The sequence below is a fragment of the Gilliamella sp. ESL0443 genome (genome assembly GCF_019469165.1).
Classification (GTDB): Bacteria; Pseudomonadota; Gammaproteobacteria; order Enterobacterales; family Orbaceae; genus Gilliamella; species Gilliamella apicola_E.
The window spans coordinates 1121959-1137091 of sequence record NZ_CP048263.1 but is presented as its reverse complement, the minus strand read 5'-3'; the positions used below and the strand labels follow the sequence as shown (position 1 = coordinate 1137091).

The window sequence follows — 15133 nt, the reverse complement described above, 5'->3', positions numbered from 1 at the left end:
TCCCCTTAAGACGCAATAAATTTTAAACGAAGTTTACGCATAAATAAGTTATCCCAACAATTTAAAATCAAAGCCAGAACAAAATACCCTAGATTAATCAGATAAAACCACAAAGCGGGATCTAAGCGACCTTTACCAGCATTAGCTTTAACCGAACTAGAAAGTAAAAAATAGACTAAATAAAGCAGTAACGCTGGTAAAATTTGTGCAAGCCTTCCTTGTCTTGGATTTGACACACTCAATGGAATCACTAAAAAAGCCATCAAAGGAACCGAAATTATCAACGTCAATCGCCAATAAAATTCAGCATTAGCCTTCGGTGTTGGATTTTCATGAAGCTCAAGCAATCCTAATTGCTGAACATCCACTTTATCATCATCAACATTGCTTTCTAGCTCCTTAGGTTTAATAATACCTAAATAGTTATGAAAATTCGAAATTCTAAAATCTTTTAACTGTGCTGTGCCTTCATAACGGTTTGCATTTTCAAGTGTGATGATTTGATTACCATCTTTATCTTCTTCAGTTTTTCCTTTATTAGCAATAATAATAGAAGGGCGTTGAGCATTTTTCGGATTGATTTGGGCTATAAATACGTTATCTAGCTTATTATGATCAACATTACCAATATAAATTACCGAGTTGCCATCAGGTGTTTGTTGAAATTGGCCAGCTAATAAACCGGCTAAACTTGGATTAATCTTGGCATTTTCGACTAGCTGATCTTGTCTCACACTAGACCAAGGCCCAAACCAAAGGCTATTGAGTGCTGTGAATATACAGGTGATCACACACAGAAATAGCACAACCTGATAGTTAAGTCTTCTCTTAATCCCACATGCATGCATTGCGACCATCTCGCTGTCCGAATAAAGCCGACCAAAGGTAACAAGCACACCTAAAAACAGACTTAGTGGCAAAATAAGATCAGCCATATTCGACACACCTAACACTAAAAGTGGCATAATCAAATCACGTGGAATACTGCCATCAATAGCGCTGGATAAAATTCTGATTAATTTTTGAGAAAAGAAAATTAGCAATAAAATAAACAGTATTGCACCTTGTGTTTTCATCGTCTCTTTAATTAAATATCGGCGAATTATCACTTTTTTACCTATCTATCCGTTTTATCAAATCGCACTATTATAATCTGATTTGCGTTGTTTCGTTATCTTTTTGTTGCTATCGTTTAATGAACCGATAAAATGTTACTATTCACCATAAAAATCTTACAAGAGAACGCTATGAAATACTCAATCAAAAACAGCTCATTAATCACATTACAAAAAGAAGAATGTTTAGTGGTAACTGTCCAATTAGGCAAGAAACAAACTAGTTTAATCAAGGATATAGATGAATTAACCAAGGGTATGATTAGTCAGCTGATCAAGTCAGGTGACATTAACTGCGAATTAGGCAAAACCACCTTTTTATACGCTTGCCCGAATTCTCCGAAAATATTAGTTGTAGGGTGTGGCCAAGCAAAAAATTTTGATATTAACGCTGCAAAAAAAATGATACAAGCAGCTACAAAAGAGTTAATAACAAAACAAGTTAAAAATATAAGTTGGGACATTCTAACTCTAAATCCTGCAATAAGTGGTGAAATTGCTAAACAACTACCACAAATTACTAGCGAATTAACCTATAGCTTTGACCAATTCAAATCAATAAAATCAGAAAAACCAAGCTTACAAAAAGTAACGCTACTTTATAGCGATAAAAAAACAATCAAGCATGTAGAAAGTCAATTATCGCAAGGACAAATTATTGCAAATGCTATTGTCAGTACCAAAAACATTGCCAACATGCCATCTAACATCGGCAATGCTAAATACTTAGCAGAGCAGGGCAAAAGTTTAGGTAAACAGCATTCAAGCTTGAAAGTGACATGCTTAGGTGAAAAAGAGCTTGCTAAACTCAACATGAACGCTTATTTAGCGGTTGGACGAGGCTCAGCTAACGAATCAATTATGACGGTCATAGAATATCATGGTGCCAAAGACAAAAAAGCCAAACCATATGTATTAGTTGGTAAAGGATTAACCTTCGATTCAGGTGGCATATCCATCAAACCCTCAGCCGGTATGGATGAAATGAAATATGATATGTGTGGTGCTGCCACTGTGTTTGGTGTAATGCAAGCTGTGGCTGAATTAAAACTACCTATCAACGTAGTTGGCGTGATGGCTGGTTGTGAAAACATGCCAGATGGTAATTCATACCGTCCTGGTGATATCTTAACCACCATGTCGGGCACCACCGTTGAAATCATTAATACCGATGCAGAAGGTCGTTTAGTATTATGCGATGCTTTAACTTATGTTGAACGTTTCCAACCCAAGACTGTGATTGACATTGCTACACTTACTGGTGCTTGTATCATTGCACTCGGTCATCATTATACTGGCGTGATGGGTAATAACGCAGAGCTTACTGAACAATTGGTAAATTCCTCAAATCAAGCAGGAGACAAAGCGTGGTCATTACCGATTGATAGTGATTTCCAAGAACAAATCAAATCAACCTGCGCTGACATTGTCAATGCTGGTGGTCGAGATGGAGGAACGATTACAGCCGCTTGTTTCCTATCTCGCTTTACTGAAAAATACCAATGGGCACATCTTGATATTGCAGGAACAGCTTGGAAATCGGGTGCAAACAAAGGTGCTACAGGCAGACCAGTCGCGATGTTAATTCAATACTTACTTAACCAAAAATGAGTAAATACATGAAAAAAGTGATATTTTATCTACTTGAAAACCCAACCCCAGCCAATGATGCCGGGGTTTTATTCAAAGAAAAGTTAGCGTGTGAAAAAATTGTTGAAGCATGGCAAAATCGGCAACGTGTGTTAGTGGCCTGTCAAGATCAAGCTCAAGCCGAACGTATTGATGAATATTTATGGCAACTCGATACTGAAAATTTTGTTCCCCATAATCTAGCTGGCGAAGGCCTGAAAAGCGGATCACCTGTCGAAATCTGTTGGCCACAAAAGCGCAGTAGCAATGGTTCACGTCACTTACTTATCAATCTACAAGAGCAATACCCAGAATTTGCTGGTGTATACCGCGATATTATTGACTTTGTCCCCATTGAAGAACAACAAAAATCGCTAGCCCGTGAAAGATATAAAACCTACAAAGAAGCTGGATTTAACCTAAAAACCATCCCTGTTTTATGCTCTTAAATTTATAAAAATAAGGTTTTTATCAATAAATTTATTATTACAAGTAATGGCTATATCTGATGTGGCAAGGTAGTTCTAGCATCAGTAATACTGTATAAAGACAGCATCACGAGCTGGAAAATCTGCTTAATAAAATTTCAAAATCCTATCAGCATCTCAAATTATAAAAAGACCTTAGTCGAAGGTTGGCAAAGCTTTATTGAAAGGAAATTTCACCTATGAATAATATTGTCGCTATGTGTAACCTATTAAATTAATGAATAATTTATTAAACTGTTTGTTATAATAGACAATAGTCAATTCTATACAGGAAGTAAAATGTTTAAAAATTTATTGGCGCTCTCAATATCATTATTGACTCTAGTTGGTTGTCAAGAGCGACAAAAAGTTACTGCTGAAATGCTAGAAGGAACTTGGGATTGTAAAGTCGACGATAGTCGCGGTACAAGCTATCATTATTACGACTCAAAATTGAAAGGAATACAATCTTATACACTCAATAATACAGGTTATGTAGCGCTTATTAAGAAACAGGAAGAAGGATTCGCAGTACAAACAAAATATTATGCGTTTATTGCGCCTATTTCTGCTGATAATAACTACGCAAAACTCAATGGTGCAATTGAATGTGAATCGATAGATCAAATCAATAATATTATAACTGAAATTGAGTATAAGTTTATTTCAAAAAATGAATTAAAAGAGAGTTCATTTACAAAATACGAACATTGTGATCCAAGAAGAACCTTTATGGAATTTAATATTGAAGCTACTTGTAAACGTGTACCTTGAATTTAACTTCCTTTTGCGTTTTTTTGTTGTAGGAAGATGCATCGTATTTTGAATTAAAAGGATTTTTAGAATAGTTTACTGATAGTAAATTAATAATATATTAAATAATTAGAAGATTAAGATTGATTCGAATTAAGGATTATTTGCTCTTCACAGGGACGTACAAGTAGTGAAAACAAAAGTAATAGTAGTTTTAGTTTATTTTATGACTACAATACAAAATGCGTATGGTAGGTTTATGATGCATAATACTCCTGCTTTACACGGTCATTCAAGGCATACAAAAGTTGATATGGATACAACATATGCCATCATAATTATGTTTTTAACGTTTGTATCGGCTTGTATGTTACTTAGTATTTACTATGCTTATTCTGAATTAAAACATCAAAAAAATAAAAAAGTAGAAGAAGAGAAAAAAAAACGTTATGAAGCAATCTATAGAGGTTCTTATAGAATTCAACATTTTTATCGATTTGTCGATGATGCAGTTATACCGCCAACTTATAAACTCACTAAATTTCCATTTCTAAATGAGTATTCCGATTATACAAAACAAATTACAATTTTAAATTATAATTTTTTAAAAGTTGATTTCAGCGCTTTAATTCAAATTTATGCAGCGCTTAATAATTTTGATATAGATACCAAGTGTGGTGGACAATATGACTATGTGCCTAGTTCTCTTTGGATTGGTGCTACTCATATAAACTCATATACATGCGAATGGAATAAAGAGAAATTCATTTTCATACCTAAAGAAGATAAATATTATTTAAAAACTATTGGCAAAATAGAATCAATATCAAACGAAAAAGATTATTTTTGTCGATCGAGATTGGAAAAATGGTATGAAAATACAAAACAATTTCAAAATATACAATCAACCTACTATATTGAAAAATAATTATTTTTCAAATTTTACCTGAGAATAATTACCCAAAATTTAAAGATGCAATTGAATGTGAATCGAAGGTTCAACTTAATAACATTATAACTGAAATGGCGAATAAATTTATTTTAGAAGGCAAATTGAAGTAAGATTGTTTATTAATAATAAAGGGGGATAAGATTCAAAAAATGTTTGTGGAGTATAATATTGAAGCGACTTATAAGCGCATACCTTAAAACCCTCTATTTCAGCGATTTCTTTGTAAAAGAATCAGTGTGTTTTTCATTAAAATGACTTTTAAGATAGTTAACTGTTAGTATAATTATATTATTGTATAATAATAAGATAATTAAGATTACTTAAAATAAGATCACTTCGTTATTACAGGGATGTATAAATAATGAAAACAAAAATAATAGTAGCTTTAGTTTTTTTAATTACTCTGATACAAAATGCGTATGGGATTGGATATAACAGAACTTATATCCCACGAGTTCACATGCATTATTCTCCTAGTCATCAATCAAGGGGGAGCGACGGAGATGATGCCTCTATAATTATCATTTTACTATTCGCCATTGCAGTTGGTATTATTTTATATCATATTTACAAAAACTATGAAGAATCAAAGCAAAATAAAAAATTGGAAGAAGATAAACGTCAACTCAATTCAGAAAGCAGGAAAGATAAAAAAGATTAAGAAAAAAGAAGAATTAACTGACTATCCTGAAAAATAACTATTTTTATCATTCTCAATCGCTTATATTGCTTTTTTAAATTATCGAAAAAGTTGAGGAGCGGGGTTTTTGTGGGGGTAATTCGCGAGTAATTCTTGAGTATTTTCTTGTTTTTGGGTTAAAAATTGAATCTCAATCAAATTAGGCTATAATGCCGCTTTGTTTAAATTTTGTTATTAATAATGAATATTGGTTTTATCGGAGCTGGTAAAGTTGGATGTACACTAGCGAAATATTTTAGTTTATCGGGTTTACAAGTTGCAGGTTTTTATAGCCGAACTTATGAACACGCTAAACAAGCTAGTGATTTTACTCAATCTTATGCTTATTCATCTTTAGCTGATTTAGTGAATAATTGCGATTGTTTATTGTTGACAGTAGCTGATGGTCAAATTGCTTCTGTCTGGCATGAATTATGTCAATTACCTATTACCAATAAGTGGATTGGTCATTGTAGTGGCTTATTGACATCACACATATTTCAGCAAAATAAAGTTGTGCATCCATTCGCTTTTTCATTACACCCTTTATACGCTATTTATGATAAGTTCGATTGCTATAATAATATGTCGGACGTCTCTTTTACGCTCGAAGCAAATAAAGCTATTATCGACCAATTACAACGTTTTTTAGCGCTATTACCTAATCGCTTAGCAATTCTTTCAGCAAATAAAAAGCCACTATATCATGCTGCTTGTGTCATGCTAAGTAATCAAGTGCTAGCTCTCGTACAAATAGGTGTAGATTTACTTAATCAATGTGGATTAGATAAAGAGTTTATTGAACAAGCTTGGCATCCGCTATTTCTTGGTAATGCCAACAACATTTGTAAAGCGGGAGTCATAGATGCATTAACTGGACCTGTGGAGCGTAACGATATTGAAACCATTAAGCAACATATGATGGCAATGCCAGATGAGCTCAAACCAATTTATCAACAATTATCGACTATTTTGCTTAATATCAGTCGTCAAAAACATCCGGATAGGGATTATCATCAATTAGAAATGGAACTGTTACCTTGAAAAATACAATTTTGACTTTACAACAACGCAAACAAAATCAAGAAAAGATCACCATGCTAACCGCGTATGACTATACGACAGCAAAATTGATGGATGATAGCGGTGTCGACTGTCTATTAGTAGGTGATTCTTTAGGTATGGTTATGCTGGGTTATGAAAGCACAGTATCAGTCACTATGGACGATATGATCCATCACTCTAAAGCCGTGGCCAGAGGTGCTAAAAAAGCATTGGTTGTAACCGATTTACCGTTTATGTCTTACCATGCATCTGTTTATGATGCCGTGCATAATGCTGGACGATTGATACAAGAAGGGAATGCTCAGGCGGTGAAGCTTGAAGGTGGACAAGCATTTTGTGAGCATATTAAGATGATCGCTCAAGCCTCAATACCTGTCATTGCCCATATTGGCTTAATGCCACAATCAGTATTAGCATTAGGTGGTTACAAAGTACAAGGTAAGAATTATCAAGCAGCCAAAGCGATTATTTTAGATGCTTTAGCTGTTGAACAGGCTGGCGCTGCGGCAATTTTACTCGAGTGTGTACCTGCTGATTTAGCTAAATTTATAACTGAACTTGTTAGCGTGCCTACTATTGGGATTGGTGCTGGTCATGGTTGTGATGGGCAAGTTTTAGTCTATCAAGATATGTTATCTATGTATGATGGTGTATCGTCCAAATTTGTTAAATCTTTTGCCCCAATGGGTGATCAAATGAAACAGGCATTTGCGGATTATTGCCAAGAAGTTAAACAGCAACAATTCCCTGCACCTATTCATGAGTTTGCTATTGATGATGAGATCATGACCAAACTCAAATCTGAATTTTCAAACTAGCTTGGAAGGATAATAAACATGAAAGTTATAACCACTATTGATGAAGTCCGCGATCAGGTTAAATCATGGCGTAACAATGGCGAAAGTATTGGTTTAGTGCCGACCATGGGTTATCTGCATGAAGGTCATCAAAGCTTAATGGCTAGTGCTAAAAAAGATAATCAAAGAGTGATTGTTACAATATTTGTTAATCCAATGCAGTTTGGTCCTAAAGAGGACCTAGCTAGCTATCCGCGTGATTTAGAAAGAGATAAAAAAGCCTGTCAGCAAATGGGCGTTGATTTGATTTTTTGTCCGTCCGCCGATGAAATGTATGATGCGAATTTCAATAGCTATGTCAATGTTAATGGTTTAACTGATGCGCTTTGTGGAAAAAAGCGACCAGGACATTTTAAAGGTGTTTGTACAGTTGTCACCAAACTATTTAATATTACTCAACCTGATCGTGCCTATTTTGGACAAAAAGATGCGCAACAATTAGCCGTCATTCAACGAATGGTACAAGATCTCAATATTCCCATCGAAATTATTGGTTGCTCGATTGTACGTGAAAGTGATGGATTGGCTAAAAGTTCGCGTAATAGCTATTTGTCTGAACAAGAACGCTTAGCCGCTATTTGCTTATATCGTTCAATTGAGCAGGCTAAGGAAATGATCAAAGCTGGTGAAAAATCAGTTGCGACTATCTTAAATGCCATGCAAAACATTATAAATAATGAGCCATTAGCTAAAATTGATTATATTGAATTTGTTGATTTTGCAACGTTAACCAATGTTGATGTATTAAAGCAAGATAGTCTATGCGCTTTAGCGGTTTATATTGGTAAAACTAGATTGATCGATAATTTTATTTATCATCATTAACAATCCATTTATTGAGATAAAAGATCGCTTATCGACAAGCGATCTTTTGTTTACCATATTCCTACCGTCTAGGAAAATCGATTTAATCAACGACTTTATTCGTCTAGCAATTTATTGTTATGTCTTTTTACTGTAGAATAATAGCCATTTTTATGCCTTGAATTAGGATTGATGCCTTTATTATGAAAAATACGACTTATAATCCACAAGAAATCGAACAACCTATCTATCAACATTGGGAAGAAAGTGGTTACTTTAAGCCTAATGGTGACAAATCTCAGCCTAGTTATTGCATTGCTATTCCACCGCCAAACGTAACGGGTAGTTTGCATATGGGACATGCATTTCAACAAACTATTATGGATGCATTAATTCGCTATCACCGTATGCAAGGTAATAACACGCTTTGGCAATCAGGTACTGACCATGCAGGTATTGCTACCCAAATGGTGGTAGAACGTAAAATTGCCGCTGAAGAAAATAAAACTCGCCATGATTATGGTCGAGAAGCCTTTATCGAAAAAATTTGGCAATGGAAAGCTGAATCAGGTGGAAGTATTACGAAGCAGATGCGACGTTTAGGGGATTCTGTTGATTGGGATCGCGAACGTTTTACGATGGATGAAGGCCTTTCTAATGCAGTTAAAGAAGTATTTGTCAGACTTTATCAAGAAGATTTGATTTATCGCGGTAAACGCTTAGTGAATTGGGACCCCAAATTACGCACGGCAATTTCAGATCTTGAAGTGGAAAATCGCGAAGTTAAAGGTTCAATGTGGCATTTGCGCTACCCATTAGCGGATGGTGCAAAAACGGCAGATGGTAAAGATTATCTTGTTGTCGCAACGACTCGTCCTGAAACGCTATTTGGTGATACTGGTGTGGCGGTTAATCCTGAAGATCCTCGTTATAAAGATCTCATTGGTAAATTTGTTATATTACCTTTCGTCAATCGTCGTATTCCTATTGTTGGCGATGAACATGCGGATATGACAAAAGGCACGGGTTGCGTAAAAATCACACCTGCTCATGACTTTAATGACTATGAAGTAGGGCGTCGTCATCAATTACCGATGATTAATATCTTTACCTTTGATGGTGAGATTCGTACGCAAGCAGAAGTATTTGATACTAATGGCGAGCCAAGCACCGCTTACTCAACTGAGATTCCGGCACAATTCCAAAATTTAGAACGCTTTGCTGCACGTAAATTAGTTGTTGCAGAGTGTGAAGCTCAAGGTATTTTAGAAAAAATTGAACCACATGATCTCACCATTCCTTATGGCGATCGTGGTGGCGTGGTTATTGAACCAATGTTAACCGATCAGTGGTATGTTCGCGCTAAAGTCTTAGCTGAACCAGCAATAGCTGCCGTAAAAAATGGCGATATTCAATTTGTACCTAAACAGTATGAAAACATGTATTTTTCATGGATGAATGATATCCAAGATTGGTGTATTTCGCGCCAATTATGGTGGGGACACCGAATTCCGGCTTGGTATGATAATCAAGGTAATGTCTATGTTGGTCGTGACGAAGCTGAAGTTCGCCGTGAAAACGGGCTATCTGCTGATATCGAGTTATCACAAGATGATGATGTACTTGATACTTGGTTCTCATCAGCGCTGTGGACATTCTCAACCTTAGGTTGGCCAGAAAAGACCGATGATTTAGCGACTTTCCATCCAACTAATGTTCTTGTAACTGGTTTTGATATCATCTTCTTCTGGGTCGCAAGAATGATTATGATGACGATGCATTTCATCAAAGATGAACATGGCAAACCTCAAGTACCTTTCAAAACAGTTTATGTAACTGGCTTGATTCGTGATGAAGAAGGGCAAAAAATGTCAAAATCTAAAGGGAATGTTATTGATCCTTTAGATATGATTGATGGGATATCACTTGCCGATTTATTAGAAAAACGTACTGGTAACATGATGCAACCACAGCTTGCTGAAAAAATTGCCAAACGTACTGAAAAACAGTTTCCTAATGGCATTGAAGCCCATGGTACCGATGCATTACGTTTTACTTTAGCGGCACTGGCGTCCACTGGTCGTGATATTAATTGGGATCTAAAACGTTTAGAAGGTTATCGTAATTTCTGTAATAAACTATGGAATGCTAGCCGTTATGTATTAATGAACACTCAAGATCACGATTGTGGATTTAAAGGTGGTGATTTAGAGTATTCAATAGCGGATAAATGGATCTTAGCGGAGTTTAATCAAACGGTGAAAACATACCGCGAAGCATTTGATACTTATCGTTTCGATTTAGCGGCTAATATCTTATATGAATTTACTTGGAATCAGTTCTGTGACTGGTATTTGGAGTTAACCAAATCAGTATTAGCTAATGGCGAGCAAAATCAACAACGAGCAGCTCGTCATACGTTAGTAACAGTCCTTGAAGCACTCTTGCGTTTGGCTCATCCAATCATTCCATTTATAACTGAAGCTATTTGGCAAAGTGTTAAACCATTAATGGCCATCAAAGCAGATACTATTATGTTACAACCAATGCCAGCCTTTGATAGCAAATTAGTTGATAATGAAGCAGTTGCTGATATCAATTGGATTAAAGATGCCGTTATCGCTGTTCGTAATATTCGTGCTGAAATGAATATTGCGCCAAGCAAACCGTTACAATTATTGATCAGAAAAGCATCACCGACGGTGCATCGCATTATTGGTGACAACGTCACCTTTATAGAGTCTTTAGCAAGATTATCAGAAATTGTCTTGTTAGATGAAGGTGAAGCAGGGCCATTATCGGTAACCAAATTAGTTGATGGTGCAGAACTACTTATTCCAATGGCTGGTTTGATCAATAAAGATGATGAGCTAGCTCGACTTCAAAAAGAAATAGCTCGCATTGAAGGCGAAATTGCACGTATTGATAACAAGCTTTCCAATGCTAGCTTTGTTGATAAAGCACCAGCAGCTGTAGTGGCTAAAGAGAAAGAGAAACAACAAGGCTATGTTGCTGACAAAGCTAAATTACAAGAGCAGTATGAAGCAATAAAAAGTCTTTAAGGACATCAATAAAAAACCTCTCATATGAGAGGTTTTTTTATGATTAAAACTTGTAACCGACACCGAGCATTACAACCCAAGGATCGAGTTCGTATTTTGCCGTGACTTTAGTATTACCTAAATGAGTTTTAGCTTTAGTTTCAATATCGATATAACGGACTTGCGCGTTAATCAGCCAATTATCATCTAAAGAATAATCAGCACCTACTTGTGCAGCCCAGCCCCAGGAATTATCCAAGTCTAAGCCATGAAAGCCTGCTTTCTTAGCTTCACCACTAAGTTTTTCATCAAAAAAGAAAGTATAGTTAACACCAAGGCCAACATAAGGTTGGAACTCGTAGCTACTATCAAGCGGATACCACAGTGCGCTCAATGTTGGTGGTAAATGTTTAATTTTTCCTAAATGAGCACCGGATAAACCAGTAGAATTACCACCGCCAAGTTTAACTTGATGACTAAAAGGTGTGGCACCTAATAATTCAACAGCAAAATTATCAGTAATCATATATTGAAAATTCAGGCCTAGTTGCGTGTCATTATCGGCTTTAGCCTTAAGATCACTCTTTGTACCACCCACTTTAACATGATCACTTTTATCTTGAGGATGAACATAGACAGGACCACCACGGATGATAATTTGGTCGGCACTATGCGCCAGAGCGGCTGAGCTTGCTAATCCGAAAGTAACTAGCATAGCAATTGACGATACTCTCATTTTTATCTCCTTATTATATTTATATAAACTGCTAACTGAGCGTGATATATGCTTCATTAACAGACCGTTTTTTAATATAAAGCTTTAAAGGATTGACAATAACCTAAAGGTATTGATGAATATCTTAGCACCATAATATGAGTAATGATATGGTAGATTTTTTGATGAATTAATTAATAGTCCTTTTTGTTCAATTGATTCAGATTCAATAGGTCAATTTGATTTAAATTCGCTTTTGATGACGCCAAAGCCACTTGCCACTGATAAGTCGATGATAAAAGAAGATGCTTCGTATGATCCAATCTAAGAACATACCAAACCAAACACCAATCACACCAAAGCCGAAATAAACACCAAAAATATAGCCTACTACAATACGGCACATCCACATACTGCCGATAGCGACCCACATAGTATAGCTAGCATCTTTCGCCCCTTTAAAACCATATGGCAAAACAAAGGATGACGCCCAGAATGGGGTAAATAAGGCATTAAACCAAAGTAAGTGTTTGGAAATTTCGATAACTTCCTGATCATCGGTATAGAGCGAACTTAATAAACCAGCAAATGGAATCGATAAAAACGCTAAAAAGCAGAGTAATAAACTGGTTAAATGAAAGATATACTTAAGTTGCCGGGTTGGTTGATAGATTTGCCCCATACCAATGCGCTTACCAACAATTATGGTTGAGGTTGCGCCAAGTGTTCCACCTGGCAAATTAAGCAATCCAGCAATTGAAAACGCGATAAAGTTTGCCGCAATAGTCGATGTGCCCATACCTGCAACAAAGGTTTGCGTTAGTAATTTTCCAATATTAAACATCACCGACTCAACACTAGCCGGAATACCAATCCCTAAAATATCAATCAGTATCTTGCCATTAAATGAATGAAAATAACTGCGAAGTGGGATAAATAATGCCCGGCTTGGTTTGATGGTCAACACCAACAAAATAAAAAACATCCCACAATAACGAGATGTAGTTAAACCAATACCTGCACCGATAAACCCAAGTCCTTGCCAACCGAAAGCACCATAAATTAGTACATAACTAATAGATAGATTCAGAATGTTCATAAGGATATTTAAATACATGGGAATTTTAGTATTGCCAGCGCCACGCAAAGCGCCACAACCAACTAAAATAAAGGCAAGGGCGGGGTAACCTAAAACGGTTAATCTTAGAAAGGTTAGTGTTAATTCCTTAACTTCAGGATCAGCCTTACCGGCAATAATCTCAACAATCCAATAGCCTGAAAACTCAACGAACAAAAATAGTAAAATTGAGATTATTACTAATAGCGTAATAGATTGTCTTGCTGCTACTACTGCTTTTTTACGATTATGTCGTCCTAAACTAAACGCGACTACGACGGATGTTCCGAGCGCAACCGCCATAAAAAAGGACATCACAATCATATTAAAGCTTTCGGCCAAACCGACGGCAGCCATCTCGGCCTTACCAATCCAACTTACTAAAAATGTACTGAATATACCCATTAAAATGACAGACAAATTCTCAATCAGAATTGGCATTGCTAAAGGATATATTTCGCGCCAGAATAGCACATTGTTTGAACGTCGTTTTTTATAAAGTTGAAGATTCTTCAATCGACTTAGAACATCCAATTTAAGGCCTAAAGTTTTATTCGATAATTTGTGGCTATTATAACGCCTTTATGTGATAAAAATGAAATTATGTTTTAAAAAAATGGCTATCAATTTTAATTGATATAATACTCAACATTGTCAGTGCATTGTTTCTTTAATCTATGATATTTAAGATTAAAAATTAAATGATTAGGTAATTTTAGAGCTGCTTATTGCCGTTTCTCTAGAGAACTTGTTATAAGTGGTGCTTGAAAAAGATGCTTTTTTCTAAGTAACTAAATCTTAATCACCAAATTATAAAAGGATGAAATTTTCACTACATACTTATAGTGATTATGTAAAAAGATAGCTTATCTTTATATGATTTCAGTGTGTGAAGATCAAACTTGATCCATTAAAATATGATTTAGCTATAGTAAAATTTCAACACATAATTAAGTAAAGGGCATAAACTTTTTTTAAGTGTTTAAAAAGTAATGTTGAGATAAGAAGAGATAATCACAAAAAAAAGTTGAGGAGCGGGGTTTTTGAAGCTTTAATTTTCTCCAAAAAGCGATCTTTTCGCCTTAAACTTGAACGCTTTTTCAGTTCGCTATATTATAGCTGCCTTATTTTCCATTATTTACTTAAGCAAACGTTAAAGAGTACGAATGTTAATCAACGCCAAAGATATTCTCGAAAAATTAAATCCTCATAATAAAGTGAATTATGATTCAATTTTAAAAGAAGTGATTGCTGATTGGCAGTTGGCAGCGGCTCGACCTAAGTTGTTAATCCATAGTTGCTGTGCACCATGTAGTACTTATGTACTGGAATATTTAGCACAGTATGCTGATATCACGATCTATTTTGCCAATTCAAATATTCATCCCCGCGTGGAATATGAGTATCGCAGTGTCATTCAACAGAAGTTTATTGCTGACTTTAATCAAAAGACGGGCAACCAGGTGCAGTTCTTAGAAGCACCTTATCAACCGGCTGAGTTTATTAAACAGGTAGAGCATTTGCGTGATGCGCCAGAAGGTGGTGAGCGGTGTCATCTTTGTTATAAGATGCGGTTAGATTTGGCGGCGATTAAGGCGCAAGAGTTGGGCTTTGATTATTTTGCTAGTGCGTTAACACTGAGTCCTAAAAAGAATAGTCAAAAAATCAACCAACTTGGTTTCGAAATTCAGGAAATTTTTTCAGTTAATTATTTACCTTCCGATTTCAAAAAGAATAATGGTTATAAGCGTTCTATCGAACTTTGTAAGGAGTACGATGTTTATCGTCAATGTTATTGCGGTTGTATTTTTGCTGCAAAAGCACAAGGTGTCGATCTGAAGAATGTAATTGCTATCGCTAAGCAAGGGCTGGAGAAAGTATAACTCGATATTGATCCTCTTCAAAACATCCAAAATGTCATTTCCCTAACAAATTGATT

At 35.6% G+C, this 15133-nt stretch carries 13 protein-coding genes; 10 read left to right on the top strand and 3 right to left on the bottom strand.

What is annotated here, in order from left to right; all coding sequences use genetic code 11:
* Positions 1 to 5: 5 nt before the first annotated feature.
* Complete coding sequence (lptF, locus tag GYM76_RS05200; RefSeq protein WP_065734190.1) at positions 6 to 1109, bottom strand: LPS export ABC transporter permease LptF; 1104 nt, start codon at positions 1107 to 1109, stop codon at positions 6 to 8.
* Positions 1110 to 1247: 138 nt separating this feature from the next.
* Between lptF and GYM76_RS05195 the strand changes: the two genes are divergently transcribed.
* From GYM76_RS05195 to GYM76_RS05155, 9 genes are all read left to right on the top strand, one after another.
* On the top strand, positions 1248 to 2726 hold the full coding sequence (locus GYM76_RS05195) for a leucyl aminopeptidase (protein WP_220226137.1): 1479 nt from the start codon (positions 1248 to 1250) through the stop codon (positions 2724 to 2726).
* An 8-nt stretch (positions 2727 to 2734) separates the two neighbouring features.
* Positions 2735 to 3193 carry a DNA polymerase III subunit chi gene (locus GYM76_RS05190; RefSeq protein WP_065562503.1) on the top strand — a complete coding sequence of 153 codons (459 nt, stop codon included), beginning with the start codon at positions 2735 to 2737 and terminating at the stop codon, positions 3191 to 3193.
* Between the two features lie 318 nt (positions 3194 to 3511).
* Complete coding sequence (locus GYM76_RS05185; protein WP_220226136.1) at positions 3512 to 3985, top strand: hypothetical protein; 474 nt, start codon at positions 3512 to 3514, stop codon at positions 3983 to 3985.
* A gap of 169 nt (positions 3986 to 4154) precedes the next feature.
* A complete protein-coding gene (locus GYM76_RS05180) occupies positions 4155 to 4892 on the top strand; it encodes a hypothetical protein (protein WP_220226135.1) in 738 nt (245 codons plus the stop codon).
* A 385-nt stretch (positions 4893 to 5277) separates the two neighbouring features.
* Positions 5278 to 5577 (top strand): hypothetical protein, encoded by a 300-nt coding sequence (locus GYM76_RS05175; protein ID WP_065563504.1) that lies wholly within the window; start codon positions 5278 to 5280, stop codon positions 5575 to 5577.
* 219 nt (positions 5578 to 5796) lie between these two features.
* Positions 5797 to 6639, top strand: coding sequence for a Rossmann-like and DUF2520 domain-containing protein (locus tag GYM76_RS05170; protein WP_220226134.1), 843 nt, complete (start codon positions 5797 to 5799; stop codon positions 6637 to 6639).
* Positions 6636 to 7478 carry a 3-methyl-2-oxobutanoate hydroxymethyltransferase gene (gene panB, locus GYM76_RS05165; RefSeq protein ID WP_065563502.1) on the top strand — a complete coding sequence of 281 codons (843 nt, stop codon included), beginning with the start codon at positions 6636 to 6638 and terminating at the stop codon, positions 7476 to 7478. Before GYM76_RS05170 ends, panB begins: the two co-directional genes overlap by 4 nt.
* An 18-nt stretch (positions 7479 to 7496) precedes the next feature.
* Entirely contained in the window at positions 7497 to 8342 is an 846-nt protein-coding gene (gene panC, locus GYM76_RS05160; RefSeq protein WP_220226133.1) for a pantoate--beta-alanine ligase, read from the top strand.
* Between the two features lie 182 nt (positions 8343 to 8524).
* A complete protein-coding gene (locus GYM76_RS05155) occupies positions 8525 to 11383 on the top strand; it encodes a valine--tRNA ligase (RefSeq protein WP_220226132.1) in 2859 nt (952 codons plus the stop codon).
* 43 nt (positions 11384 to 11426) lie between these two features.
* Here the strand turns inward: GYM76_RS05155 and GYM76_RS05150 are convergent, their stop codons facing one another.
* Together GYM76_RS05150 and GYM76_RS05145 are read right to left on the bottom strand one after the other, a co-directional pair.
* Entirely contained in the window at positions 11427 to 12098 is a 672-nt protein-coding gene (locus GYM76_RS05150; RefSeq protein WP_220226131.1) for an OmpW family protein, read from the bottom strand.
* A gap of 223 nt (positions 12099 to 12321) precedes the next feature.
* Positions 12322 to 13728 carry an EmmdR/YeeO family multidrug/toxin efflux MATE transporter gene (locus GYM76_RS05145; protein ID WP_065563498.1) on the bottom strand — a complete coding sequence of 469 codons (1407 nt, stop codon included), beginning with the start codon at positions 13726 to 13728 and terminating at the stop codon, positions 12322 to 12324.
* A gap of 632 nt (positions 13729 to 14360) precedes the next feature.
* Here GYM76_RS05145 and GYM76_RS05140 point away from each other — a divergent pair.
* Entirely contained in the window at positions 14361 to 15077 is a 717-nt protein-coding gene (locus tag GYM76_RS05140; RefSeq protein ID WP_220226130.1) for an epoxyqueuosine reductase QueH, read from the top strand.
* The last annotated feature ends 56 nt before the right edge of the window (positions 15078 to 15133 follow it).